Raw genomic sequence first — 25407 nt, forward strand, 5'->3', positions numbered from 1 at the left:
GCCACCGATCCTGTAGGAGCAACTGTCTTTTTTCAGACCGAGGCTGGCTGCCAGGGTTTGCCATCCCTGAGCATGGCGTTGATCTGCCCGAGGAAGGCGCGCATGCAGGCAACCAGGGCCACCTTGGCGCATTTGCCGCGGCTCCTTAGAGCCTCATAGCGTCGCTTCAGGGCGGGCTGGGCGCGGATGGCGCTCCATGTGGCCATGTACAGCACGCGCCGGATTCCGGCACGGCCGCCCTGGATGCGCCGCAAGCCGCGCTTGCCGCCGCTGTCGGCGTTGTAGGGAGCAACGCCGACCAGGGCGGCGATCTGCCGGCGTTCGATCTGCCCCAGCTCGGGCAGGAAGGCGATCAGGGTGGCGGCGGTCACCGGGCCGATCCCGGGTACGGCCCGCAGTTGGGCGGAACGCTCGCTGTCGGCGTCAGCCACGGCTTGGGTGATGGCCTTGTCCAGCAGCGCGATCTCCGCCTGCTGCGCGCGCAGCAGGCGCTTCAGGCTGGCCACCACCAGCGGCTGGCCCTGTACCTGCTGCAGCCGACGCCGATCGTCGTCGCGTTGCTGCACCACCTGCGCACGGCGTTGCACCAACGCCTGCAGCCGCTGCTGTTGCGGCGTTTCCGCAGCGGCCGGCGGCATTTCGGTCACCTCCGCCATATGGGCCAGCATGGCCGCGTCGATCGGGTCGGTCTTGGCGGTCCGGCCCATCGCAGTGGCAAACGAGCGCGCCCGGTGCGGTGGCACGCGCACCACCGGCCATTCATCCTGCAGGGCAGCCATCACCGCCCGCTCGTAGCCGCCGGTCGCCTCCAGCAGCACCCGTTCCACCGGCAGCTTCCGCAGCCGCTGCGCCAGCGACCGGTGCCCGGCCGAGCTGTTGGCCACCTCGAACACCTCTCCGTTGGGCCGCAGCGCCACCGCCAGCGTGGCCTTGGCCACGTCGATCCCCACGAACACAGACATCTGCTTCTCTCCTAGACTGGACGGGAGAGCACTCTTGCCGGCCCATGCTTGTGCAGTGCGAGCTGCTGACTCGTTCAACTGTTCGGGCTCTGGCAAGAGCGTGGAGTGCGGGCGCCCTGGCTCCTACACGTGCTTCAGGGCACCCCAGCTTGTCGGCGTCCCGCACTCCGCTCTCACCTGCACGCTAGGCCAAAGCGAAGACACAAGCAGCTACAGCTGCGACCGGAGCTGCGACCGGCACGCACGTAACGCGGTCGCAGCTGTAGCTGCTCCTACAGTAAAGCGGTCGCAGCTGTAGCTGCTCCTGCAGGGGGCTCGTTTCTGTTCAGGTTCAGCGTCGCGCGTGCTAAATTGCGAGTCGTTTTCATTCACGGGCCGCGCCAGCGCGTCCCGCGTCCCCTCCCAGACACCGCCCATGGTCCAGCAGCGCACCATCCAGAACGTCACCCGCGCCACCGGCGTGGGGCTGCACAGCGGCGAAAAGGTCTACATGACCCTGCGTCCGGCGCCTGCCGACACCGGCATCGTCTTCCGCCGGATCGACGTCGAGCCGCCGGTCACGATCCCCGCCACGGCCACCCTGGTCACCGAGACCACGCTGTGCACCGGCCTCGCCACCGGCGGCGCCAACGTGCAGACCGTCGAACACCTGATGTCGGCGCTCGCCGGCCTGGGCATCGACAACATCATGGTCGAGCTGTCCGCGGCCGAGGTGCCGATCATGGACGGCTCCTCGGGCCCCTTCGTGTTCCTGCTGCAGTCCGCCGGCATCGTCGAGCAGGGCGCGCCCAAGCGCTTCCTCCGCGTCACGCGCCCGGTGGAAGTGCGCGACGGCGACAAGATCGCCCGCTTCGAGCCCTTCGACGGCTACCGCCTGGGCTTCACCATCGACTTCAACCACCCCGCCATTCCGACCACGCGGTCGCGGGCGGTGGTGGAGTTCTCCACGGAGAACTACATCCGCGAGGTCAGCCGCGCCCGGACCTTCGGTTTCATGCGCGACCTCGAGTACATGCGCGACCGCAACCTGGGGCTCGGCGGCTCGATGGACAACGCCATCGTGCTCGACGACTTCCGGGTCCTGAACGAGGACGGCCTGCGCTACGCCGACGAGTTCGTGCGCCACAAGATCCTCGACGCCGTCGGCGACCTGTACCTGGCCGGCCGGCCGATCATCGGCGCCTTCGAGGGCTACAAGTCCGGGCACGCCCTCAACAACATGCTGGTGCGCGCGCTGCTGGCCGACGAGGCCGCGTGGGAGGAAGTCACCTTCCCGGAGGCGGTCGAGGGGCCGGTGGCCTACGGAGCGCTGCAGCCCGCGGCGTGACACCGGCTTCACCCCCCTGTCCGGCGCCTGTCCGCGTTCACCCGATCTCCGCACCGGGTTCCCGGTTTAATGGAAATTTAACGGATTTCACATGAAATCCGGCGGCTCGCTTAACGTTTCGGCCGTCGGGCGCCGTTAGGATGCCCCGTCGGCGTGAACGCGCCGTCGAGTTCCAGGACCCCGTCCCTGCCGTCGCCCGTGGGTGCGCGCAGTGACGCCAAGGCACTCCGCAGCCCTTCCGGTGCGGACGCCGACAGTGGAAGTGCGGTCGCTTCGACCCGCGCAGGCGGGAACAGCGGCTGGGTGGTCGTCCTGACCCTGAGCTCCCGGACATCCAGCCCGTGCGAACGGGCGGCGTCCAGAAGCGATGGAGCGGCGAGCCTCAGGCTCGCGTTCCACAGCGGCGAATCCACCAGATAGACCAGCCGTGCGCCATCCACATTCGCCAGCCGCGCGTGCGCGGCCAGTGAAGGGGAAAGATGGGGGCGCAGGGTGCGGTCGAGCGCGTCGAGCCACAGGGCGCGCTGGATCGGGGAGCGGCCGGAAACATCGGCCGCGAGCGCGTCGAAGGCGGCGCGCAGACCTTTGGGGGACGCCGATTTGGCATTGCCGACAGACATCGTGATGACTCTACACCGTACGCTCCAGCACTCACATCAATGGTTCCTCCACTACGCCCGACGCGGCGCACGGGGCCTGGCCCGGGCCGTCGGCAGCCGGCCGCTGCTCGCCGCCGGCGCCACCCTGGTGCTCGGTGCCGCGGTCGGCGCCGGCGTGCAGTGGGGCGAGGTGAACGCGCTGCGCGCGGAGCTCGCCGGCCAGGACGCCAGGCTCGAGGAGACCCGCCGCGCCGCGCAGCGCGAGGTCAATGCCCTGGCCGCCCGCCTGGGCGAGCTGCAGGCGCAGGCCAACCGCCTCAACGCCCTCGGCGACCGCCTGACCCGGGTCGCCCAGCTCGGCGACGGCGAATTCGATTTCAACAGCCCGGTGGCCGTCGGTGGCCACGGCCCGGTGGACGACATGGCCGCCGGCGAACTGCGCAGCGGCATCGCCGACGTCGGCATGGAGTTCAATGCCGCCGGCGGCCAGCTCTCGGTGCTGGAGATGCTGCTCTTCAACCGCGAGCTCGACCGCAATGCGGTGCCATCGCGCTGGCCGGTCTCCGGCAGCTACATCAGCTCGGGCTTCGGCCGCCGCGCCGATCCCTTCGGCGGCGGCGCCGCCTGGCACAAGGGCATCGACTTCAGCGCGAGGACCGGCGATCCGGTCCTGGCCGTGGCCGACGGCGTGGTCAGCTACTCGGGCCGCCGCTCCGGCTACGGCAACGTGGTCGAGGTCGACCATGGCAACGGCTACGTGACGCGCTATGCGCACAACTCGCGCAACGTGGTCCAGGTCGGAGACCTGGTGCGCGTCGGCCAGGAGGTCGCCAAGGCCGGCTCCACCGGCCGCAGCACCGGTGCCCATGTGCATCTCGAGGTGTGGCAGAACGGCCGCGTCGTGAACCCGCGCAAGCTCCTCGCCGAGCAGAAGGGCTGAGCCGCCCGGCTTGATAGGCGGCGTCCGAGGCCCCACGGTACAATGCCGCGGCCAACGAAAAAGGGCGCCTCGCGCCCTTTTCCCGTTTCAGGGCCATCCACTCATCCAACCGGTCACCCAATGCTCAATCGCCTGCTCACCAGCGTCTTCGGCAGCCGCAACGAACGCATCGTCGGTCAGTTCAACAAGGTCGTCGCCAGGGTCAACGCGCTCGAGCCGCAGATGCAGGCGCTCTCCGATGCCGAGCTCCAGGGCAAGACATCCGAGTTCCGCGAGCGCGTCGCCAACGGCGAGTCGCTCGACAAGCTGCTGCCCGAGGCCTTCGCCGTCTGCCGCGAAGCCTCGGTGCGCGTGCTGGGCATGCGCCACTACGACGTGCAGCTGGTCGGCGGCATGGTGCTGCATACCGGCAAGATCGCCGAGATGCGGACCGGCGAGGGCAAGACCCTGGTCGCCACGCTCGCGGTCTACCTCAACGCGCTCGAGGGCAAGGGCGTGCACGTGGTCACCGTCAACGACTACCTGGCCCGCCGCGACGCCGCGCAGATGGGCAAGCTGTACAACTGGCTCGGCCTGTCGGTGGGCGTGGTCTACCCGGGCATGCCGCACGGCGAGAAGAACGCCGCCTACAACGCCGACATCACCTACGGCACCAACAACGAGTTCGGCTTCGACTACCTGCGCGACAACATGGCGCTGTCGAAGGAGCAGCGCTACCAGCGCGGCCTGCACTACGCGATCATCGACGAGGTCGACTCGATCCTGATCGACGAGGCGCGCACGCCGCTGATCATCTCCGGCCCCGCCGACGAGACCCCCGACCTCTACATCAAGGTCAACCGCATCGTCCCCGAGTTCACGCGCCAGGCCGACGAGCAGTCCGAAGGCGACTTCTGGGTCGACGAGAAGGGCAAGCAGGTGCACCTGTCCGAGGCCGGCCAGGAACTGGCCGAGAACCTGCTGCGCCGCGCCGGCATCCTCGGCGAGGACGACGGCCTGTACGACCCGCACAACATCCACGTCGTGCACCATCTCAACGCGGCGATGCGCGCGCACGCGATCTACCAGCGCGACGTCGACTACATCGTGCGCGACGGCGAGGTGATCATCGTCGACGAGTTCACCGGCCGCACCCTGCCGGGGCGCCGCTGGTCCGACGGCCTGCACCAGGCGGTCGAGGCCAAGGAAGGCGTGCCGGTCCAGCGCGAGAACCAGACGCTGGCCAGCATCACCTTCCAGAACCTGTTCCGCATGTACGGCAAGCTCTCGGGCATGACCGGCACCGCGGACACGGAAGCCTTCGAGTTCAACAGCATCTACAACCTCGAGGTGGTGGTGATCCCGACCCACCGCCCGATGATCCGCGTCGACCACTCCGACGCCGTGTTCCTCAACCGCAACGGCAAGTACCGCGCGGTGTGCAACGAGATCAAGGACTGCCACGAGCGGGGCCAGCCGGTGCTGGTCGGCACCACCTCGATCGAGGTGTCCGAACTGCTGTCCGACTTCCTGCGCGGCGAGAACATCCCGCACGAGGTGCTCAACGCCAAGCAGCACGAGCGCGAGGCCCAGATCATCGCCAACGCCGGCCGCCCGAAGGCCGTGACCATCGCCACCAACATGGCCGGCCGCGGCACCGACATCGTGCTCGGCGGGTCGCTCGAGTCCGAACTGCTGGCGCTCGGCGAAGAGGCCACCGACGCCGACCGCGCCCGTGTGCGCGCCGAGTGGCAGCAGCGCCACGACGAGGTGGTCGCCCTGGGCGGCCTGCACATCCTCGGCACCGAGCGCCACGAGAGCCGCCGCATCGACAACCAGCTCCGCGGCCGCTCCGGTCGCCAGGGCGACCCGGGTTCCAGCCGCTTCTACCTGTCGCTGGAAGACAACCTGATGCGCATCTTCGCCGCCGACTGGGTGCAGAAGGTCATGGCGCGCATGGGCCTGAAGGAAGACGACATCATCGAGAGCCCGCTGGTGTCGAAGCAGATCGCCAACGCCCAGCGCAAGGTCGAATCCCACAACTTCGACATCCGCAAGAACCTGCTCGACTTCGACGACGTCAACAACGACCAGCGCAAGGTGATCTACGGCCAGCGCAACGAACTGCTCGACGCCGAGGACATCGCCGGGAACATCGCCGGCATCCGCGACGACGTGGTGATCGGCGTGGTCGAGGGCTTCGTGCCCCCGGGCTCCATCGACGACCAGTGGGACCTGCCCGGGCTGCAGGCCACGCTCGAGGCCGACTTCGGCCTGGGCACCGACCTGGTGGACTGGGCGGCGGGGCAGCAGGAGCTCGACGCCGAACGCATCCTCGAACACGTGCGGAGCCTGGTCGACCGCGCGGTGGCCGAGAAGGAGGCCGGGATCGGCGCCGAGACCATGCGCATGCTCGAGCGCCACATCATGCTCAGCGTGCTCGACGACAACTGGAAGCAGCACCTCGCGCGCATGGACTACCTGCGCCAGGGCATCCACCTGCGCGGCTACGCGCAGAAGCAGCCCAAGCAGGAATACAAGAAGGAAGCCTTCGAGCTGTTCTCCGAGATGCTGGAGAAGGTCAAGCGCGAGGTGGTGATGCTGCTGGCCCGCGTGCGCGTGCGCACCGAGGAGGAAGTGGCGGCGCTGGAGGCGCAGGAGCGCGCCGCGGCCGCGGCCAAGGCCGGGCAGCTGCAGTTCCAGCACGCCGACAGCGGCGGCTACGGCGCCGACGAGGAGGCCGCGCAGCCCGACTACCAGCACGGCGACCCCGCGGACCGGATGCCCAAGGTCGGCCGCAACGATCCGTGCCCCTGCGGCAGCGGCCGGAAGTACAAGCACTGCCATGGGCAGCTCGCCTGACCTGGAAGTCGTCGCCGCCGTCCTCACCGACTCCCTGGGCCGCGTCCTCCTGGCGCGGCGCACGGCCGACCGGGACCTCGCGGGGCTGTGGGAATTCCCGGGCGGCAAGCGCGAGCCGGGCGAGACGCCCGAAGCCGCGCTCGCCCGCGAGCTGCACGAAGAACTCGGCATCGATGCCCGCATCGGCGGGCACCTGATCACAGTCCCGTACGCCGGCGCGGGCAGGCGCCTGCGCCTGGACGTGCGCCGCGTGCCGCGCTGGAGCGGCGTTCCCCGCGGTCGCGAGGGCCAGGCCGTGGCCTGGGTGCCACCGCACAGGCTGCGGAGCTACGCCATGCCGCCGGCTGACCTCCCCGTGGTCGCCGCCCTGCTGCAGCCGGACCGCTATGCCATCAGCCCGGGGCTGGACACCGCCGCCGCCCGATCATCCCCCCCTTCCTGCCGTAGGAGCAGCTACAGCTGCGACCCGGACTCTCGGCAAGCACAGGTCGCAGCTGTAGCTGCTCCTCGGCAAGGACAGGTCGCAGCTGTAGCTGCTCCTACAGGTGCGGGGGGGTGGGGGGCGATGAAGGCGCGTGGCTTGCGGGGCTGGATGCTGCGCTGGCCTCGGGAGTGCGGCGCGTGCAGATCCGGCTGCCGGGCGCGGATGCGGCACGACGCCGGGAACTCATCGCCGCGGCCGCAGCGCGCTGTCGCGCCGTCGGCGCCGACGTGCTGGTCAACGGCGATCCGGAGCTGGCGCGGGAACTCGGCGTCGGCCTGCACCTGCGCGCCGCGCAGCTGGCGGCGCTGGCCGCGCCCGGCGCCCCCGCGGATCGTCCCGCGCTGGCGGACGGCGCCCTGCTGGCGGCCTCTTGCCACGACTCGCGCGAACTCGCGCTCGCCGAGCGGCTGGGCTGCGATTTCGCCGTGTTCGGGCCGGTCAAGCCGACCGCCAGCCATCCCGGCCAGCCCGGCATCGGCTGGGAAGCGTTCGCCGCGGCGCGCGAGTGCGTCAGCCTTCCGGTCTACGGGCTGGGTGGCCTCATGCCGGCCGACCTGGAGGAGGCGCGGCGCCACGGCGCCCAGGGCATCGCCGCCATCCGGGGCCTCTGGCCAGCCTGACCTTCGATCCCCCCTTTCGTAGGAGCAGCTACAGCTGCGACCCAGCCCGGCCTTCTCCGCGAAGCGTGGGTCGCAGCTGTAGCTGCTCCTACAGGGCGGCGGCGGGGGGGGCGGCGAGGAGGAGGTAGCGGGCGTGCAGGGCGGCGACGGCTGCGTCGAGGGCCTCCAGCGGGCCGTCGTTGCGGATGACGTCGTCGGCGATCGCCAGGCGCTGCTCGCGGCGGGCCTGGGCGCGGATCATGCGCCAGGCCAGGGCCTCGTCGATGCCGTCGCGGCGCAGCAGGCGCGCCAGCTGCACCTCGACCGGCACGTCCACCACCAGCACGCGGTCCACCCAGGCGGCGTAGGCGTCGCGGCCGGCTTCGGCGAAGAGGGGAATGGCGGCGATGGCGTAGGGGCCAGGCGCGGCGGCGCAGTCGGCGCGGAGGGCGGCGCGCACGCGGGGGTGGATGATGGCTTCGAGGCGGCGGCGCGCGCCGTCGTCGGCGAATACCCGCCGGCGCATGGCGGCACGGTCCATGGCGCTGTCCGCACCCAGCACGCCTGGGCCAAAGGCCGCCACGACCTCGGCCAGCCCCGGCGTGCCGGGCTCCACCACCTCGCGCGCCGCCACGTCGGCATCGGCCACGTGGACGCCGAGGGCGCGGAAGCGGCGTTCGACCTCGGATTTTCCCGACGCGATGCCGCCGGTGAGGGCGATGACGTAATGGGCCATGCGCGAAGTCTCGCAGAGGGGCGGGGGGGAGGGGTGGAAGTAAAGAAAAATGAGGAAATCGGCTAGTCTGTAAAAAAAACATGGACGGCGTAAAAAAATCATGGCCGCGATCGGATATGAACATCTTCGCCGAACCCTGGGGCTGCATGCCTTCGCCCCGGCGCGCCCGGCCCGCGTCGGCCCGGTCACCCGCCTGGAGCGCAGGGACGGCGAACTCATGGTCCCGGCGGGCGTCGCCCCGGCCGCGGATACACCGCTCGACCACATCCTGTTCGCGCTCAAGCATGAAGGCACCAACCTCCAGATCCTGGCGGAAGCCATGCCCCATGTGGCGGCCGATGCACTTCTGGACGCCCTGCGGGCCACTCCCAACGGCCGCTACCTCCGCCTTGCGGGCTACCTGCGCGAGCTGTTCACGGGCGAGGTTCTGGACGGCATGCCCGCAATCGGCGGGGCAAGCGTCGATCTCTTCGACTCCGCGCGCTACGTCACCGGTCCCGCGAGAAGGGACGGTAAATGGCGGGTCAATTTCAACGGATTGGGCACGCCGGGATGGTGCGCCACCGTGGAGCGCACAGCGGCCGTCCAGGCGGCGCTGGACTCGCGCCTTCCGGAGCGGATCCGCAGCTTCACCGGAGCATTGGACGACAGGCTGCTCGAACGTACGCTGGCCTGGGCATATCTGCACGAAACCCGGGACTCCTTCGCCATCGAGCGCGAATCCCCCAGCGCCGACAAGGCCCGCGCGTTCGTGGAACTGCTGCGTCAGGCGCACGAACGACATCCATTGACCGAGGACTATCTCGCGGGCTTGCAGTCGGCCACGGTCTCGAACCCGGTCGACCGCGCCGTTGCTTTCCGCCACGAACAGAACTGGCTCGAGGGACCCGGGCGTGGCGCCCTGGCGGTGTCGTACATCCCGCCACCACCCGAACTCGCCCGGGACCTCATGGACGAGCTGATGACCTTCGCCAACACCGGCGGCGAAGGCGTGGACCCCATCGTCATGGCTTCGGTGGTGTCGTTCGGCTTCGTTTACGTGCATCCATTCATGGACGGCAACGGCCGTCTGTCACGCTTTCTTTACCATCACGCGCTCTGCCGGGCCGGGGCGCTCGACCACGGCCTGATCCTGCCGGTGTCGGTGGCCATGAAGAAGAACGAGGCCGACTACCTGCGCGTGCTGCAGGCATATTCGGTGCCTGTCCGCGAGCGGTGGCAGGTCGAATGGTTCGATGCCGGGCAATACGCATTCCGCTTCACCGGTCACCCCGCCATGTACCGGTACTGGGATGCCACCGAGCAGGTCGCTTTCGGTTCGTCCATGGCCGAAGAGGCGCTGGAAGTCGAGCTGCGGCAGGAAGCGGATTTCCTCGAGGCCTACGACGCCATCGTCGCCCGGGTCAACGCGGATTTCGACGTCCGCGGGAGCGACCTGTCTACCCTGGTGGTGTCCTGCCTGGACAACAAGGGCGTGGTTTCCCAGCGTCGCCGCGACCAGTTCCGGCACCGCGTCCCCGACGCAGTGTTCGATCTCGTGGAGCGCCTCGCGAAATCCCATCTGTAATCCGTAGGAGCAGCTACAGCTGCGACCTGGAGCTGGTCCAGACCGACCCTGCCCGGCCCGGTGAATCAGCAAAGTCGGGTCGCAGCTGTAGCTGCTCCTACAGGGGGGCGACGCGGGTGCGGGGGCTGCGGGGGTCAGAAGCCGGCGTAGGCGCGGTAGGCGCCGACCATCTGCTCGCCCCACATGAAGACGATCCAGCCGGCGGCGGCGAGGAAGGGGCCGAAGGGGATCGGGGTGGCGCGGTCGCGGCCCTTGATGCCCAGCCAGGCGCCGCCCACCAGTGCGCCGACCAGCGACGACACCAGGATGATCGGCAGGATGCCCGCCAGGCCGCACCAGGCGCCCAGCGCGGCCAGCAGCTTGAAGTCGCCGTGGCCCATGCCTTCCTTGCCGGTGATCTGCTTGAACAGCCACCAGACGCTCCACAGGCTCACGTAGCCGGCGATGGCGCCCAGCAGCGCCTCCTTCGGGCCGATGTAGAGGTTCTCGACGGCCGCGATCAGCCCCAGCCACATCAGGGGAAGGGTCAGCGAATCCGGCAGCAGCTGGGTGCGCAGGTCGATGCCCGACAGCGCGATCAGGAAGCAGGTCAGCAGGCCGGCGCCGAAGCCCTGCCAGCCGAAGCCGAAGCGCCAGACGCAGGCCAGCACCAGCAGCATGGTCAGCAGTTCTATCGCCGGATACTGGATCGAGATCGGCGCCTTGCAGCTGCGGCACTTCCCGCGCAGCGCCAGCCAGCTCAGCACCGGGATGTTCTCGTACCAGCTCAGCTGGTGGCCGCAGTGCGGACAGTGCGAGCGCTCGACCACGATGCCGGGCGGCGGCGGGTCGTACAGCTCGGGCTCGCCCAGCATCTCGCGGCTGTCACGTTTCCACTGCCACTCCATGCGCCGGGGCAGGCGCAGGATGACCACGTTCAGGAAGCTGCCGACGAGCAGGCCGAGGCCTGCGACCAGCGGATAGCCGATCTCGGGGTTCTGGTCGAGGAAGGCCATCCGTCAGACGACAGCCGCGAGCTTGAAGATCGGCAGGTACATGCCCACCACCATGCTGCCGACCACGATGCCGATGAAGATCATGATCAGGGGCTCGAGCAGGCTGGAGAGCGCGTCCACCGCGTTGTTGACCTCTTCCTCGTAGAACTCGGCCACCTTGAACAGCATGGTGTCGAGCGCGCCGGCCTCCTCGCCGATGGCGGTCATCTGCGTGACCATGTGCGGGAAGAGGTTGACCTGCCTCATGGCCATGTTCAGCTGGAAGCCGACGGCCACGTCGTCCTTGATCTCGTGCGTCGCCTTTTCATACACCGAGTTGCCGGTGGCGCCGGCGACGATGGCGAGTGCTTCCACCAGCGGGACGCCCGCCTTGAAGGTGGTCGCCAGGGTGCGCGCGAAGCGGGCGATGGACGAGTTGTGCATGACCTGGCCGATCACCGGGACTTTCAGGATGGCCCGGTCGCAGAAATGCTGGAACGCCGGCGAGCGCTTGAACATGAAGATCGCCGCGAAGATCGATCCGCCCACGATCAGCAGGATCAGCCACCACCAGGCCACCATGAAGTCCGACGCCGCCACGATCAGCTTGGTGAACGCGGGCAGGTCCGCGCCGAAGTTCGCGAAGACCGACTCGAACTGGGGCACCACGAACACCAGCAGGATGGAGCTCACGATGAGCGCTACGGCAACGACGGTCGCCGGGTAGAACAGCGCCTTCTTGATCTTGCCCTTCAGGCTTTCGATGTTTTCCTTGTAGGTCGCGATGGTCTCGAGCACCGTCTCCAGCACGCCCGCGCCCTCGCCGGCCTTCACGAGGTTGCGGTACAGCTCGTCGAACTGCACCGGATGCTTGCTCATGGCCTCGAAGATCGAGGAGCCGCCCTCGATGTCCAGCCGCAGGCTGTCCACCAGCGTCTTCATCCGCGGATTCTTGTTGCCCCCCGCGATGATCTCCAGCGACTGCACGATCGGCACGCCGGACTTGATCATGGTCGCCAGCTGGCGACTGAAGACCGCGATTTCCTTGGCCGAGATCTTGCGTCCGGCGCCGCCGAACAGGGGCTTGGGCTTGGGCTTGACCACGGTGGGCGTGATGCCCTGGCGGCGCAGCTCGGCGCGCAGCAGGTTGGCGTTCTTGGCCGACTGCTCGCCCTTCATCTTCTTGCCGCGCTTGTCGGTGCCTTCCCAGAGGAAGGGCGCCAGTTCCACGCCCGTCCTGACGGGCGCGGCAGGCTTCTTCGCGGCGGAGCGTGCGGCGCTACGGGTCACAGCCATGGTCAACTCCCCCAGAAGGCCCGGAACCCCGGCCGGGCCGCAAGCCTGCATCCTAAACCCTCGACGGCGCAAATGTGTCGCGGTGCGCCCGCATCCGCCCCTTCGGGGCAGCCCCACCCGCTTTGCAGGTGAAGGCCGTCCCACTTCCGGGCCCGTCAATCCACGGTGATGCGGTTGATCTCGGCCAGGCTGGTCAGCCCGTTCTTCACCTTCAGCAGGGCGGACATGCGCAGATCCCGGACCCCCGATGCCCGCGCCGCCTCGGCGATGTCCAGGGCGTTGCCGCCCTTGAGCACGATCTCCTGGATGGCCTCGCTCATCGGCATCACCTGGTACACGCCCAGTCGGCCCTTGTAGCCGCCGGTGCACTCGTCGCAGCCCACGGCCTCGTAGATGGTCAGCCCGGCATGGACCTCGTCGCTGGTGAAGCCCTCGGCGAGCAGGGCGTTGTCCGGGAGTTCCTGCGGCTGCTTGCAGCGGCTGCACAGGCGCCGCGCCAGGCGCTGGGCGATCACCAGGGTCACCGAGCTGGTGATGTTGTAGGGCGCGATGCCCATGTTCATCAGGCGGGCGATGGTCTGCGGGGCGTCGTTGGTATGCAGGGTCGAGAGGACCATGTGACCGGTCTGGGCCGCCTTGATGGCGATCTCGGCGGTCTCCAGGTCGCGGATCTCGCCGACCATGATGATGTCCGGGTCCTGGCGCAGGAAGCTGCGCAGCGCGGCCGCGAAGGTCATGCCGCGCTTCACGTTCTGCTGCACCTGGTTCACGCCCGGCAGGCGGATTTCCACCGGGTCCTCGGCGGTCGAGATGTTGCGGGTCTCGTCGTTGAGGATGCCCAGCGCCGTGTACAGGCTCACCGTCTTGCCCGAGCCGGTCGGGCCGGTCACCAGCACCATGCCGTAGGGCTTGTGGATGGCGTCCAGGAACAGGTCCTGCTGGTCCGGCTCGTAGCCCAGCTTGTCGATGCCCAGCTTGGCCGCGCTGCCGTCCAGGATGCGCAGCACCACCTTCTCGCCGAACAGCGTGGGCAGGGTGCTGACGCGGAAGTCGATCTGCCTGGTCCGGCTGAGGTTGAGCTTGATGCGGCCGTCCTGGGGCACGCGCTTCTCGGCGATGTCCAGCTGGGCCATGACCTTGAGGCGGGCGGTGATGCGCTGGTTGAGCTTGACCGGCATCTTCGCCGACTGCTTCAGGATGCCGTCGATGCGCAGGCGGACCCGGTAGTCGTTCTCGTAGGGTTCGAAGTGGATGTCGGACGCGCCCCGCTTGATGGCGTCGATCAGCACCTTGTTGACGAACTTGACCACCGGGGTGTCGTCGCCCTTGGCGTCGACCCCCGAGTCGGCGCCGTCCTCGTCGCCGCCGGAGATGTCGAGGGTGTCCAGGCCCTCGCTGTCGCCCAGCTCCTCGCCGAAGGAGTCGCCTGCGTCCTGCCAGAGCTCCATGCAGCGGCGGATCCTGTCCTCGTCCACCAGGATCGGCTCGACCGCGAGGTTGGTGTGGAACTTGATCTCGTCCAGGGCATGGGTGTTGGTCGGATCGGCGATGCCGACGAACAGCCGGCCGCCGCGCTTGAACAGCGGCAGGACGGCGTGCTTGCCCAGCAGCTCGTCGCTGACCAGCTTGATGGCGCTCTGCGAGGCGTCCATCGTCTGCGGGTCGAACACCGGCATGCCGAACTCGATCGAGTTGGCGGCCGTCAGCTGGGCCGAGGTGATCAGCTTGTATTCGCGCAGATACGACGCGACGGGCTTGCGTTCGGCCGTAGCTTTATCAAGTGCTTCGCGGGCAGTGGCCTCGTCGAGGACCCCGTCCATGACCAAGCGGCGCGCGATACCGGTGATGCCGGCAAGACTGCTCATGGGTGCTGCACTCATAGGATTAGTCGCTCGTGGTTACGTTACGCGCTTCGGGCATCAGAAGAAGCCAGCGCCAAACTTGTACTCTGTAATCATATTATCGTCACGTACGATTTCGAAATCGCGCGATGACTCGCGTCGTACGTCGTGGACCGTAAGGAATGGAATGCTGTAAATTTTTTCCAATAGACGGCCTTGTTCACCAGCGTTGACCCCGGGCGAGCCGGGTCCGAAAATCTCGGAAGTTCGGCTTTTGTTTAGACTCATTCTCTCCAGAAAATCGACGCCGCTCGCGGCAACAAAATTGTCATAGCGATACGCATGCTTGAACACCTCCGAGGCTGTAAAGAGCACATCAGGAGAGCTCGTCGAGTTCACGTAGAAAATTCCTTGCCATTCCAGGTGATCGCGAACAAGCTCCATGAACTCTGCCGAAAGCAAATTGGTGGCGTTTGCCCGCCAATGGTGGATGCTATTCAAGACTATGAGGTCATAGCGTTTGTCTGGATTCAAGCGAAGCCAACGCCGTCCATCATCTATATGGAAACGAATTCTTGGGTCCTCAAGGATCGAGGAGACCTCTGGGTACTTCGCAATCAATTCAAGATAAGCGGGATTTATCTCTACAACGTCTATCCGCTCCACTGTGGGGAAATTTGAGACTACCTTCGTCCATGCGCCCCCGCTCAGTCCTATGATCAATACGTCACGAGCCTGGTCATGCATTTCCGCGAGGGCATAGGCCCGGTGAATTCCATTCTTGTTCTTCAGGATGTCGGTGCTGATTCTTCCGTCGTAGACATTGTTTCCAAACACGATGTCGCCATCAGAGCCTCCATCTACGGTATGAACTATCCCGTTCCTGTTCTCGATCAAGGTTACTATTTCACGGCCACCTTCCTTCCCTGCGGCCAACGCGGGGACGAGCATGTTTGGGGCAGCTAGGCCGATCGCTATCAGTGCGCATAGCGCACCACCGATTGCAGCGTCTCTGTTCTTCGATGCTTGCCAAAGCGCGAAGCAGCCAAGCGCGGTCGTCAACGCTGAGATGGCTATGAACGATTCTTGTAACGTCGCCAATTGCAGCAAGACTAGGCCGCCGGCCAGCGGTCCTAGTGATGATCCGAAAACGTTGGAGACGTACACGCGCGAAAACGAGACGCCTTTCCCGGAAACCACATCATCAGATCCTAGGTGATGGACGAGAGGAAATAGGGCGCTCTTCAGCGCTGCTGTCGTTATGATGGCAATCGAGAGAGTTGGAAGAGAAAAAGCTCCGTTGGCCGCGGAGCCGTAAAGAACCAGTGCAGCGATATCCACTACGCCAGCAATGATAAGAATCACCCCCCCGGTAGCGAGCACGTCACGTGAGTGTCGGCATGCAACGCGTCCCAAGGCTGCTCCCATCGCGATTCCAAGAAGATAAAGTGCAAGAACAAGTGCGAAAGCTTGGGGCTTCGTGAGGTAGGAAAACGATACAACTCGCGTCCAAAGGATCTCCTGACTCAGGCTGAGGAAACCAACCCAGAATGCGATAATCCGCGGAGTGAAGAGCTTCACTGCGAGCGTCCTCTGAGTAGCATGCGCGCGGCAAACGCAATGAAGAAGTTAATGCCGGCAGCAGCGTATGTGACCTGCGTAAGTGTCAGCGAGTCGAGGAGTACAAAGCCGGTTGCGATCGCACCGAGCGCGCCTCCCATTGTATTTGAGAAGTACAGGGACCCCGTTGATTCCCCGATGCTGCCGACCGTGCGATCGACATGAATCACAAGAATCGGAAGAGTCGCGCCCATCAGGGTCGTGGGGACGAGTAATACTGCTAAAGAGAACGCAGAGACCGACAGGAGACTGGCCGTGGGAAGCCAGGTCGAAAGCCACCCGATCAAGAACGTGCTCGTCAGGCCGAAAGCTCCGATTCCAAGTTCAATGCCCGAGAACCAGTTAATCAGACTCGCCTTCCGGTCAGCTATCACTCCCCCTGCAATCCCGCCCACACCTAGGCCCAGCATGAAGGTTGAGACGATGATCGAGACAGATAGGACGTCCACTCCTATCACTGCGAAAAGTTTTCGTTGCCACGCAACCTGGTACGCGAGCGCGGCCACTCCCGAAAGGAAAAAGAGCAAGGAAAGCTGTCTGTTCACTCTCCTGCCGTCGACGATGTTTAGCATTTGGTCTTCCGCACTTTAGGGAATGAATGGTTCGCTTTCTTCTAAAGCCAGGCAGGCCTGCGCGTCCAGCCGCTCGACGTCGGCGATCTCTGTTGGTACACGAAGGGTCGCATTAGTCAGGTCGTTGTCCGCGCGCGGGTTCGGTATTTTGAGCCCACCCAGGCTGGCGAGGGTTTCAAAAATCATCGATGTGGAAGCCAGTCGGCCGCGATTGAGGGTCAAGTTGGCAACAAGGTGCGGATTCTCCAGCGCGAAGCTTCGGGATGGCCAGAAAAGCGCCGCTACCGACTGCGTCGCCTTTGATGCCTGCCCATGCCCACTGTTCTGTCGGCAATCATCAAACAAAGCTTCCCCGTGGTCGGACACATAGAAAATCCAACTTTCGATCTCGGGGAGTTTATGAAGTAGATCAATAGTCTCGCTCAGTACGTGATCCGTGAACAGGATGCTGTTGTCATAGGAGTTGACCAGGTATTCCTTGTCCGCAGCTTCGAATAGGCGAAGGGGGCGGGTAGTGCGATCGGGAATGAATTTTGCGAAATCCCGGGGGTATCGATCGCTATAACGGAAATGGCTTCCGAGTGTATGGACAACGATGAACAAATCGGAGTTCGAATCCTGATTGATCAGGTCTTCCAGTACGGGCAGGGCTGCGTCGTCATGGCTGCCTTGACTGCGGTAATCGACCGGGTTGAGAAAAAAGGTTCTGTCGGCCTCCTTCGCATGAACTGAAGTTGGCGATTCGTGATAGCCGACTGGTGCTTGCAGAGAGATCCAGTAAGTGCGGAATCCAGCCTCCTTGAAAGCTGTGACGATGGACGCCTCATGGAATGTGGCCTGCGTGCTTTCGGGTGGCTTTCTGCTCACGATCACTGGCACCGAGAGTCGCGTGAAAGTCCAGCGGGAATACAGGCGGGTGAATGATATGACATCGTTCTTGAGGGCCAGTTTGGGCGTCGTTTCACGGGGATATCCGTTGATCCCAAAGTGGTCGGCACGGGCAGTCTCGCCGATGACGACGACATAGATTCGGCGCTTGTTGCGCGCTCGGGAGGGAGTGGCGCCGAACCTGTAGTCACTAGCCAGTTGGGCCGCATGGTGAAGGGCGCGTCTCTCCGCGGCGTAGTCCCAAGCGAGTATGGGAAGGCTGGCGGGATACGCGGCCCGCAATGCCAGTGCCTGTCCTGTTGGCGGTGGTGGGAAGGTTGGATCAGGAACGGGTGGGCTTCCGAGCGTTCCGGACCATGTTGCGCTGGCCGCGGTACTGATGAGGCCGATCGCACTCAGCGCGACGATTCGGCGAGTCGGCTTGCTGGGGGGCGGTTTCGTCCCTGGCCTAGGAGGCCAAGCAAGGACTGCGAGAAGTATCGGAACCAGCAGAATGAGGAAGGTCGAACTCGATATCGATCCCACGAGATCCGATGCTTCCGCAATATTGGTCTCGGCTATCAGAGACAGGGCGTTGGGGTCCAAGGGCCATCCATAACGGCTGGTGAACCATACTTGAGGGATTGCCAGTACGGTGATGGCCAGGAGTGTCAGTAGGGCAATCCGGGGAAAATGGACGAATAACGCTGCATGAAATGCGAGCGCAAAGCTACTGGCGGCAACGACCACCAGGATCTGGTCGCTCGAGAGGTCACGCTGGTTGAGGATAGCAACTAGTAGTGCGGGGGAGGCAGCGATTGCGAACAGAAGGAGGATGCAGCTGCGTCGAACCTGAAGACGTAAACCTGGACTGGCTGCTGCTTGCTCGATGCGCTGCAGAAACGTCATTGTGTTCCGACCTCTTTAGTGTCTCTGCTGCAAGAAAAAAGCCCCGGCCTTAAGCCGGGGCTTGTTCACAGCAATATTTCGAGAACGTTAGGGGCTACCGCTACCAGCGGCGGCTTGGCAGGTGGCGGGGCGATACTTCGCATCAATTGAGCCGCTGCAGGTCCAGTCGACCTGGCCATTGGCAGCCTTGGTGCCAGTAAGGACGATGTTGCCGGCCGCAGTTCCGCCCAGATTTTGGGCAGTGGCGGTGATGGTGCCGGTGGTGCCGGAACCAGCATAGACCACGCCAGAAACATACTTCGAGGACTGATTCTCGATCGGGACGGTGGTGGGCATGTTGTTGGTAGTATCAGCGGCGGCCGCTTCGGAGACGCTGGTGCGTGCCGAAGAAGCCGCGATCATTACTTCCGACACGCGGCTCTTGATCAGGTAGTCCTGGTACGCCGGCAGCGCGATCGCCGCCAGGATGGCGATGATCGCGACCACGATCATCAGTTCGATCAGGGTGAAGCCCTGCTGCATCTTCTTCATGGTGTACCCCTAGGAGTGGATTGAGACTTCACGTGCCGCGGGCCGGCATGGGTTCCGGAACCGTTGGCTGCCGTGCGCTTCGCTGCACGTGCGATGAATGATACGCACAAGCCGTGCCAACGGAGGTTTCAGGGTCGCGAAGTTCCCGATGTGCAATCGGAATCACGGTTGCACCGCGCATGCAGGGTCAAGAAGTGACAGAAACAGTCTCTTTTGGCGCTTGTGGTGACATTTTAGGTCGCTTTAAATAGGCAATCCGTCACAGGTTGAATCCGGGCTGTCGGTGGATCCCTGTCGGGGAGGCGGGAGAATCCCGGTGTCTCGACCTGCCCGTCGGGGGCATTCGGGCGTCACCCCTGCGCCGGGCAAGGGCACCTATGCTTTTCCGGGCATGCCCGTCATGCTGCGGAGGCGATGCACCCGCTGGCGGCCGCCAGCGCCCTGAGGGAAGGACGATGAAGATCGGACCTGCAGTGCGCCGACTGATGCCCCCGGGTTTCGAGCGCCGGGCCGCGGCCGTCTACCGTCGGGTGTTCGTGGACCTGCGCAAGATCGCCGCGGTCCTTGCCAGGGCGTTGCCTACCGATGCGCACCTGCTCGACGTCGGCGGGGGTGACGGCGAGCTGCTCAACCACCTGCTGGCCGCGCGACCGGACCTGCGGGTGACGATGGTCGACGTGGCGGGCAGCGTGGGCAAGTTCGTCGAGCCGGCCCCCGGCGCCCGCGTGCGCCGGCTGCCGTGCACGACCATCGAAACGCATCTGGAGCGCCTGGAGGCGCCCTATGACGCGGCGCTGGTCAGCGACGTGATGCACCACCTGCCGGGCGGGTACCGGCCGCAGTTCCTGCGCTCGATCCGCGGCGCGCTGGCGCCGGGCGGCTCGATCTTCGTCAAGGACATCGAGCCCGGGCATCCGATCGCCTGGCTGAGCCTGGTCTGCGACAGGTATGTGAGCGGCGATCGGGGCGTGGCGCTGGTCTCGCTGGCGGAGCTGGTCGCGCTGGCCGAGGCCGAACTGGCGCCGCTGGCCGCGGCCGCGGAGATCGGCCTGCACCGGGTGGATGCGCCCAACTATCTGGTGCGCCTGGACCTGGCGGCGCCGGGCAGCGCCGCGTGAGCGGGGCCGGCCTGCTGCAGCCCCTGCGCTACACGGCGCTGGAGCGTGTGCGGGTGCCACGACCCGTCGACCGGCTGGACGCGCTGGCGGCGATGGTCCGCGGCAAGGGCGTGTTCGATCTCGGTGCGCTGGACGAGACCGCCATCGACGCCAAGCGCGGCGACGACAACTGGCTGCATGCCCGGCTGTGCCGCGAGGCGGCCTGGGTGGTGGGGATCGACAATTCGAAGCGGCTCCCGGCCGAAGGCATGGAGACGGCCGCCAACGGGCGGATCATCCACGCCGACATCTTCGACCTGGGGCCGGTGGTGGAGCGGCATGGGCGGCCCGACGTGATCGTGGCCGGAGAGCTGATCGAGCACCTGCCCGACACCGAGGGCTTCCTGCGCAGCCTGCGCGCGAACGCGGCGCTGCGCGGCTGCACCTTCGTGTTCTCCACGCCCAACGCCTGCTGCTGGCACAACGGCCTGGTGGGCCTGGCCGGGTGCGAGTCGATGCACGAGGACCATCTGCAGATCTATTCGTACAAGACGCTGCGGACGCTGTTCGCGCGCGCCGGCATCGAGCTGGAGTCGCTGACCCCCTGCCACGCGCGGTTCCAGGAAATGATCGGGGGCAGCCGGGGGCTGGCGAGGCTGGGGGTTCGCGGCTTCCAGGGCCTGGTGAACGGGCTGGAATACGCGTGCCCGATGCTGGCCGGCGGCTGGGTCGGCGTCGCGCGGCTATAGGGGGCTGTCGCCGTTGCGGCCGGCATCACGCGATGCAGGGTTGAGCCATTTCAATCTTGCATTTCAAGTCTTTGCAAGCTAGGATTGCCTCTCTTGGAGGTGCCGCAATGGATCAGGCAACCATCCGCCACCGACTGCATGCGCTCCGCGAGCGTCGGGGCATGACCCAGACCGATCTTTCCAGTGCTCTCGGCTTCAACGATCGGCAGACCCTGTCCGATATCGAGCTCGGCAAGCGAAGCGTGTCACCTGCCGAACTGGTCAAGGCGGCCGGCCTGCTGGGCGTGGACGTGGGATATTTCACCGACCCTCTGGAACTTGCCGGAGAAGCCCGGTTTTCCTGGAGGCAGTCGGCAGATAGCGCCGACTGCCTGGAGGCATTCGAGGCGACGGCGGGGAGGTGGATCGCGACGTACCGCCATCTGGGCAGGATGCGCGGGACCCCGGTCAATTCTTCGCTCACACGCGTCGGCCTCACGATCAAGAGCTCGTTCGAGGATGCCGGCGCGGAAGGCGACGCAATCGCGCGAGCGCTGGGGCTGGGCGACGTTCCCGCGCTGACGCTTGCTTCCGTTCTGGAGGAGAAGCACGACACGCTGGTGCTGTTCGCGGATACGGTCGCTGGCGTGTCAGGCGCGGCCTGTCAGTTCGGGCCGCTCAACGCGATCATCATCAACCGTGGGGAAGCGGAAGGGCGCCGATCGTTCGACATGGCGCACGAGGTGTTCCATCTGGCGACGTGGCACGAGATGCCGCCGCGGCATATCGAAGGCGACACCCGCGTATCCGGAAACTACCGTCGCGTCGAACAGCTCGCCGACAACTTCGCATCGGGCCTGCTGATGCCCCGGCAGGCGGTCCTCGACTGGATTGCCGGGCATCCTGTCCCGAACGACCAGGCCGAACTTCCGGTCTGGATAAAGCATGCCGCTTCGCACTTCCATGTGAGCGGACAGGCCTTCAAGTGGCGCCTGGTCGGCCTGGGTGTGCTGGGCAAGGCGGCGGCCGGGCGCGTGGATGATGGCCTTATCCGGATGGAGTGCGGAAACGCGCCACTGCCACCGCTATTCAGTCGCCGGTTCATGGAAACACTGGGCTGGGGCATCCAGGAGGGGCAACTTTCCGTCAGGAGAGCCGCAGAGGTCGTGGGAACTACGCTGGATGAGCTGGGGGATATTTTCGCCGCACACGGTTTGAAGACGCCGTTCGATCTGTAGGGCCGCGGCGTGACCTTCAGGCCCGGGCAGATCGTGCTGGTCGACACCAACGTGGTGCTGGAAGCCCACCGGACAGGCTGCTGGAGCACGCTCGCGCAGTACTTCGCCCTGCATACCGTCGGCAAGGTCGTCGAGGAAACGCAGACGGGTTACCAGAACAGGAAACCCGAGGAGTGGATCGACGAAGGTGCGCTGCGCGCGTCCTTTGCGCACATCGCTCACGTGGATGACGAGGCCCGTGCGGAGTTCAACATGCGTCATGGGCATCCCGCGCTGGATGCAGGCGAGCGGGATTTGCTGATCTACGGGGGTGCGCTCGGCGCTCCGGCATGGTGGCTCAACAGCCCCGACATGGCCGCGGTGCGATTCGCGCATGCGATCGGGTGGACCGATCGGCTGGTTTCGCTCGAGGCCATGGTGTCGCATCTCCGGGCACGGCTGCGCGAGGACCTGCGAGGCAATTACACGGAACGCTGGCTTTCGGTGAAAAAGACGGATCTGCTGCTCAATCGTTGATCAGTCGATGCCGAGCTTCTTCAGCTTGTACCGCAGCGCCCGGAACGTGATGCCCAGCGCCGCCGCGGCGCGGGTCTTGTTGTACTTGTTCTCCTGCAGCGCCTGCTGGATGGCCGCGCGTTCGATCTCCTCGATGTAGGAGGGCAGGGCGCTGGAGGCGGTGTCGCGGGGGCCGATGGCGGCGGGCGAGGCCGGCAGCGCGACGGCGCCCGGCAGCGCCGGGACGCGGCCCGGGGCGGCACCGTGGCCGCCGATCGTGCTGCCGCCGGGCAGGCGCAGGTCGGCGGCGGTGATGGTGTCGTCGTCCGCCAGCGCCATGGCGCGCTCGAGGATGTTCTCCAGTTCGCGCACGTTGCCGGGGAAGGAGTAGGCCGCCAGCGCGGTCAGGGCGCCGGGCCCGAACTGCGGCGCCTGGCGGTGCATGGCCTGCGCCAGGCGGGCGAAGATCGCTTCGGCCAGCAGGGGCAGGTCGCCCTCGCGCTCGCGCAGGGCGGGCACGTGCAGCTCGATCACGTTGATGCGGTAGTACAGGTCGTGGCGGAAGCTGCCCAGGTTGACCAGCGCGCCGAGGTCCTTGTGCGTGGCCGAGAGGATGCGCACGTCCACGTCCACCTCCGCCGGCGCGCCCACCGGCCGCACCTTCTTCTCCTGGATCGCGCGCAGCAGCTTGACCTGCATCGCCAGCGGCAGCTCGGCCACCTCGTCCAGGAACAGGGTGCCGCCGTCGGCGCTCTGGAACAGGCCGGGCTTGTCGGCGTGGGCGCCGGTGAAGCTGCCCTTCCTGTGGCCGAAGAACTCGCTCTCCATCAGCTCCGTGGGGATGGCGCCGCAGTTCACCGGCACGAAGGGGCCGTCGGCGCGCACGCCCTGGGCGTGGATGGTCCGCGCGACCAGTTCCTTGCCGGTGCCGGACTCGCCGCTGATGTGCACCGGGGCCTGGCTGCGCGACACCTTGGCGATGGTCTCCCGCAGCGCGACCATGGCCGGCGAACCGCCGAGCAGGCGTCCGGTTCCGTCGGGCTGGGCCTGTCGGCGGGAGTGCAGCTCCAGCGCCTGGCGCACCAGGCCGCGCAGCACGTTGATGTCCACCGGCTTGCTGACGAAATCGAAGGCGCCGGCCTTCAAGGCTTCCACCGCGGCCTCGACGTTGCCGTAGGCGGTGATCATCGCCACCGGCGTTTCCGGGAAGCGGGTGGAGATGTCGCTCACCAGTTCCAGGCCGGAGCCGTCTGGCAGGCGCATGTCGGTGAGGCAGAGGTCGAAGCTGCTGCGTCCGAGCATTTCCCGCGCCGCGGCCAGGCTGGCGGCGGTGGCCGTGCGCAGACCCATGCGTCCGAGGGTCAGCACGAGCAGCTCGCGGATGTCGTGCTCGTCGTCGACGATGAGGGCGCTGCGGGCTTCGGTCATGGGAAAGGCTGGAGGTGAAGGTCAGGTGACCAATTTTGGCACTGTCACCCGGAATGTGATGCCTGTCAAAAGGCGCGGCGGCGCTTCAGCCCAGCAGGGCCCTGCCGCCACGCAGCGTGATGCGGAAGCAGGCCCCCCCGCCGGGAAGGGAGACGTGCTCGAGGCGGGCATCGTTGGCGCGGCAGAGTTCGTGGGCGATATAGAGGCCCAGCCCGGTGCCGTGCTCGGAGGTGGTGAAGAAGGGCCGGAACAGCTGGGCCTGGACCGCGTCGGGAATGCCGGGGCCCCGATCGCCGATCTCGATCACCGGGCTGCCGTCGTGCACGGCGACGTGGATCGTGATGCGCGAGGCCTCGCCGGGCTGGTGGCCGTGGCGCACGGCGTTGTTGGCCAGGGCGGTCAGGACCTGCTGCAGGTGCCGCGGGTCGACCATCGCCGGCACGTCGGGCAGCCGGCCCGCCTGGCGCAGGCTGGCGTTCTCCTCCGGGCAGGTCTGGCGGTAGTCCTCGATGAAGGCGCGCACCAGACCGACCAGGTCGACGCTCTCCGGCTGCGCGCGCTCGCGGCGGGCGAGGCTGAGCACGCTTTCGACGATGGCGTTGGTGCGCAGGCACTGCTGGTGGACGATCTGCAGCAGGCGGCGGTCGCTGTCGCCGATGGCATGCGATTCCTCCAGCAGCTGGGTGGCGTAGCTGATGGCGGCCAGCGGGTTGCGGATCTCGTGCGCCAGGCTGGCGGAGAAGCGGCCCATGGCGGCGAGCGTCAGCGATTCCGCGCGGCGCGAGACCAGGGCGGTGTCGTCCAGGAAGATCAGGGTGGTGTCGTCGGTGGCGAGCAGGCGGGTGAAGCGCGGCAGCACCTCGTTGCCGTCGTCGCCGATGGTCAGGGGGTGTCGTCGCTCTTGCCGCTGCGGCGCCATTCGGCCACGCGCATGGCCAGGGCCGGCGAGATCATCGGCAGGGTGCGCGGCGGGACGTCCGGCGATTCGGGATCGGCCTCGCCGAGCAGGATACGCGCCGCCTCGTTGGCCATGCGGATGCGTCCGCTGCCGTCCACCATCAGCACGCCCACGCGCATGCGGCGGATGATCAGCTCGTTGATCTCGGCCAGGTTGGCGGCCTCGGCGCCGCGCCGGTCGGCCAGGCTGCGGGTCTCGCGCATGTCGCGGCCGAGGAGGTTGGTGAGCGTGGCCATGGCCAGGTAGCTCACCGAGAACATCAGCACTTCGGCCAGCGGGCGCTCGCGGATGGCGCTGCCCTCCATCGCCACGAGCAGGTACTGCGCCACCAGGGCGGCCGAGGCCAGGGCCGCGGTCGCCAGGCCCAGGTGCAAGGGCAGGAGCAGCGCCGCGGCGCCGACGTTGAACAGCAGCATCAGGGCGATGCCGGGCCCGGCAAAGGGCAGGGCGTGGGTGGCCAGCGCGGACACGGCGATGTCGATGGAGACGCCGAACAGCACCTGTGCCGGCAGCGGGATCGAAGGGCGCCCCGAGAAGCCCAGCAGCAGCGCGGCCGCCAGCAGGTAGGTCGAGGCCACGGCCGTCGCCAGCGCCGGGTCGCGGGCCACGCCGCCGAAAGTGCCCTGCAGCGGCCCGAACACGGCCAGTGCCAGCAGTGCCGCCTCCAGCGTGCGGTACAGGGCGAGCAGGTAGAGCTCCCGCCTCATGGCGCTGTCGGATGACGCATTCGGCACGGGGGCGGGCTCCGGTGGCGTTGGCGCACTATAATGGCTGGCGCTGTGTCCCACTTTCCCACGA

General features: G+C 66.5%; 19 protein-coding genes and 2 pseudogenes. 9 read left to right on the forward strand and 12 right to left on the reverse strand.

The features are described 5' to 3' along the window. Positions 1 to 32 precede the first annotated feature (32 nt). Positions 33 to 962, reverse strand: a complete 930-nt coding sequence (locus FPZ22_RS09825) for an IS110 family RNA-guided transposase (protein ID WP_144890969.1) — start codon at positions 960 to 962, stop codon at positions 33 to 35. A 415-nt stretch (positions 963 to 1377) separates the two neighbouring features. On the opposite strand from FPZ22_RS09825, the gene lpxC reads away from it, so the two are divergent. Continuing rightward, positions 1378 to 2289 carry a UDP-3-O-acyl-N-acetylglucosamine deacetylase gene (lpxC, locus tag FPZ22_RS09830; RefSeq protein WP_144892563.1) on the forward strand — a complete coding sequence of 304 codons (912 nt, stop codon included), beginning with the start codon at positions 1378 to 1380 and terminating at the stop codon, positions 2287 to 2289. Between the two features lie 110 nt (positions 2290 to 2399). Here the strand turns inward: lpxC and FPZ22_RS09835 are convergent, their stop codons facing one another. Next, positions 2400 to 2909 carry a DciA family protein gene (locus tag FPZ22_RS09835; RefSeq protein ID WP_144892565.1) on the reverse strand — a complete coding sequence of 170 codons (510 nt, stop codon included), beginning with the start codon at positions 2907 to 2909 and terminating at the stop codon, positions 2400 to 2402. 4 nt (positions 2910 to 2913) lie between these two features. Here FPZ22_RS09835 and FPZ22_RS09840 point away from each other — a divergent pair, with 4 nt between their 5' ends. The 3 genes and pseudogenes from FPZ22_RS09840 to FPZ22_RS14445 all read left to right on the forward strand — a co-directional run bounded on the left by FPZ22_RS09840 (position 2914) and on the right by FPZ22_RS14445 (position 7773). Beyond that, entirely contained in the window at positions 2914 to 3828 is a 915-nt protein-coding gene (locus FPZ22_RS09840; protein WP_144892567.1) for a M23 family metallopeptidase, read from the forward strand. A gap of 120 nt (positions 3829 to 3948) precedes the next feature. Then, complete coding sequence (gene secA, locus FPZ22_RS09845) at positions 3949 to 6669, forward strand: preprotein translocase subunit SecA (protein ID WP_144892569.1); 2721 nt, start codon at positions 3949 to 3951, stop codon at positions 6667 to 6669. Beyond that, positions 6653 to 7773: pseudogene (locus FPZ22_RS14445) on the forward strand (thiamine phosphate synthase). Before secA ends, FPZ22_RS14445 begins: the two are co-directional and overlap by 17 nt. Positions 7774 to 7861: 88 nt before the next feature. On the opposite strand, the gene coaE reads toward FPZ22_RS14445, so the two are convergent. Continuing rightward, complete coding sequence (gene coaE, locus FPZ22_RS09860) at positions 7862 to 8488, reverse strand: dephospho-CoA kinase (protein ID WP_144892570.1); 627 nt, start codon at positions 8486 to 8488, stop codon at positions 7862 to 7864. A gap of 100 nt (positions 8489 to 8588) precedes the next feature. Here coaE and FPZ22_RS09865 point away from each other — a divergent pair, with 100 nt between their 5' ends. After that, positions 8589 to 10055: a Fic family protein gene (locus FPZ22_RS09865; RefSeq protein ID WP_144892572.1), complete on the forward strand. Its 1467-nt coding sequence runs from the start codon at positions 8589 to 8591 to the stop codon at positions 10053 to 10055. Between the two features lie 134 nt (positions 10056 to 10189). Here FPZ22_RS09865 and FPZ22_RS09870 read toward each other — a convergent pair whose 3' ends face one another. From FPZ22_RS09870 to FPZ22_RS09900, 7 genes are all read right to left on the reverse strand, one after another. After that, positions 10190 to 11050 carry a prepilin peptidase gene (locus FPZ22_RS09870; RefSeq protein ID WP_144892574.1) on the reverse strand — a complete coding sequence of 287 codons (861 nt, stop codon included), beginning with the start codon at positions 11048 to 11050 and terminating at the stop codon, positions 10190 to 10192. Between the two features lie 3 nt (positions 11051 to 11053). Then, a complete protein-coding gene (locus FPZ22_RS09875; RefSeq protein WP_144892576.1) occupies positions 11054 to 12325 on the reverse strand; it encodes a type II secretion system F family protein in 1272 nt (423 codons plus the stop codon). Positions 12326 to 12480: 155 nt separating this feature from the next. Continuing rightward, positions 12481 to 14190 carry a type IV-A pilus assembly ATPase PilB gene (pilB, locus tag FPZ22_RS09880; RefSeq protein WP_246120687.1) on the reverse strand — a complete coding sequence of 570 codons (1710 nt, stop codon included), beginning with the start codon at positions 14188 to 14190 and terminating at the stop codon, positions 12481 to 12483. Between the two features lie 54 nt (positions 14191 to 14244). After that, complete coding sequence (locus FPZ22_RS09885) at positions 14245 to 15747, reverse strand: spermidine synthase (RefSeq protein WP_144892580.1); 1503 nt, start codon at positions 15745 to 15747, stop codon at positions 14245 to 14247. Further along, complete coding sequence (locus FPZ22_RS09890) at positions 15744 to 16358, reverse strand: spermidine synthase family protein (RefSeq protein WP_144892583.1); 615 nt, start codon at positions 16356 to 16358, stop codon at positions 15744 to 15746. The genes FPZ22_RS09885 and FPZ22_RS09890 overlap by 4 nt, the downstream gene beginning before the upstream one ends. A 15-nt stretch (positions 16359 to 16373) precedes the next feature. Further along, a complete protein-coding gene (locus FPZ22_RS09895) occupies positions 16374 to 18134 on the reverse strand; it encodes a phosphoethanolamine transferase family protein (protein ID WP_144892585.1) in 1761 nt (586 codons plus the stop codon). 87 nt (positions 18135 to 18221) lie between these two features. After that, on the reverse strand, positions 18222 to 18665 hold the full coding sequence (locus tag FPZ22_RS09900) for a pilin (RefSeq protein ID WP_144892587.1): 444 nt from the start codon (positions 18663 to 18665) through the stop codon (positions 18222 to 18224). Positions 18666 to 19120: 455 nt separating this feature from the next. Here FPZ22_RS09900 and FPZ22_RS09905 point away from each other — a divergent pair, with 455 nt between their 5' ends. The 4 genes from FPZ22_RS09905 (at position 19121) to FPZ22_RS09920 (ending at position 22244) form a co-directional block, all read left to right on the forward strand. After that, on the forward strand, positions 19121 to 19783 hold the full coding sequence (locus FPZ22_RS09905) for a class I SAM-dependent methyltransferase (RefSeq protein ID WP_168198981.1): 663 nt from the start codon (positions 19121 to 19123) through the stop codon (positions 19781 to 19783). Continuing rightward, positions 19780 to 20511 carry a class I SAM-dependent methyltransferase gene (locus FPZ22_RS09910; protein WP_144892591.1) on the forward strand — a complete coding sequence of 244 codons (732 nt, stop codon included), beginning with the start codon at positions 19780 to 19782 and terminating at the stop codon, positions 20509 to 20511. Before FPZ22_RS09905 ends, FPZ22_RS09910 begins: the two co-directional genes overlap by 4 nt. 161 nt (positions 20512 to 20672) lie before the next feature. Then, positions 20673 to 21728, forward strand: coding sequence for an ImmA/IrrE family metallo-endopeptidase (locus FPZ22_RS09915; RefSeq protein ID WP_246120688.1), 1056 nt, complete (start codon positions 20673 to 20675; stop codon positions 21726 to 21728). Between the two features lie 9 nt (positions 21729 to 21737). Next, on the forward strand, positions 21738 to 22244 hold the full coding sequence (locus FPZ22_RS09920) for a hypothetical protein (protein ID WP_144892594.1): 507 nt from the start codon (positions 21738 to 21740) through the stop codon (positions 22242 to 22244). On the opposite strand, the gene FPZ22_RS09925 is transcribed toward FPZ22_RS09920, so the two are convergent. Together FPZ22_RS09925 and FPZ22_RS09930 are read right to left on the reverse strand one after the other, a co-directional pair. Further along, a complete protein-coding gene (locus tag FPZ22_RS09925) occupies positions 22245 to 23651 on the reverse strand; it encodes a sigma-54-dependent transcriptional regulator (RefSeq protein ID WP_144892596.1) in 1407 nt (468 codons plus the stop codon). Positions 23652 to 23736: 85 nt separating this feature from the next. Continuing rightward, positions 23737 to 25316: pseudogene (locus FPZ22_RS09930) on the reverse strand (sensor histidine kinase). Positions 25317 to 25407 lie beyond the last annotated feature (91 nt).

This window comes from Luteimonas granuli (assembly GCF_007795095.1).
Classification (GTDB): domain Bacteria; phylum Pseudomonadota; class Gammaproteobacteria; order Xanthomonadales; family Xanthomonadaceae; genus Luteimonas; species Luteimonas granuli.

Bases quoted from the DNA above. Each gene is read 5' to 3' on its own strand.
- FPZ22_RS09925 (WP_144892596.1), bottom strand. From the start codon at position 23,651: ATGACCGAAGCCCGCAGCGCCCTCATCGTCGACGACGAGCACGACATC.
- FPZ22_RS09835 (WP_144892565.1), bottom strand. From the start codon at position 2,909: ATGTCTGTCGGCAATGCCAAATCGGCGTCCCCCAAAGGTCTGCGCGCC.
- lpxC (WP_144892563.1), top strand. From the start codon at position 1,378: ATGGTCCAGCAGCGCACCATCCAGAACGTCACCCGCGCCACCGGCGTG.
- FPZ22_RS09840 (WP_144892567.1), top strand. From the start codon at position 2,914: ATGACTCTACACCGTACGCTCCAGCACTCACATCAATGGTTCCTCCAC.
- FPZ22_RS09900 (WP_144892587.1), bottom strand. From the start codon at position 18,665: ATGAAGAAGATGCAGCAGGGCTTCACCCTGATCGAACTGATGATCGTG.
- FPZ22_RS09890 (WP_144892583.1), bottom strand. From the start codon at position 16,358: ATGCTAAACATCGTCGACGGCAGGAGAGTGAACAGACAGCTTTCCTTG.
- pilB (WP_246120687.1), bottom strand. From the start codon at position 14,190: ATGAGCAGTCTTGCCGGCATCACCGGTATCGCGCGCCGCTTGGTCATG.
- FPZ22_RS09895 (WP_144892585.1), bottom strand. From the start codon at position 18,134: ATGACGTTTCTGCAGCGCATCGAGCAAGCAGCAGCCAGTCCAGGTTTA.
- FPZ22_RS09915 (WP_246120688.1), top strand. From the start codon at position 20,673: ATGACCCAGACCGATCTTTCCAGTGCTCTCGGCTTCAACGATCGGCAG.
- FPZ22_RS09865 (WP_144892572.1), top strand. From the start codon at position 8,589: ATGGCCGCGATCGGATATGAACATCTTCGCCGAACCCTGGGGCTGCAT.
- FPZ22_RS09905 (WP_168198981.1), top strand. From the start codon at position 19,121: ATGAAGATCGGACCTGCAGTGCGCCGACTGATGCCCCCGGGTTTCGAG.
- coaE (WP_144892570.1), bottom strand. From the start codon at position 8,488: ATGGCCCATTACGTCATCGCCCTCACCGGCGGCATCGCGTCGGGAAAA.
- FPZ22_RS09875 (WP_144892576.1), bottom strand. From the start codon at position 12,325: ATGGCTGTGACCCGTAGCGCCGCACGCTCCGCCGCGAAGAAGCCTGCC.
- secA (WP_144892569.1), top strand. From the start codon at position 3,949: ATGCTCAATCGCCTGCTCACCAGCGTCTTCGGCAGCCGCAACGAACGC.
- FPZ22_RS09870 (WP_144892574.1), bottom strand. From the start codon at position 11,050: ATGGCCTTCCTCGACCAGAACCCCGAGATCGGCTATCCGCTGGTCGCA.
- FPZ22_RS09825 (WP_144890969.1), bottom strand. From the start codon at position 962: ATGTCTGTGTTCGTGGGGATCGACGTGGCCAAGGCCACGCTGGCGGTG.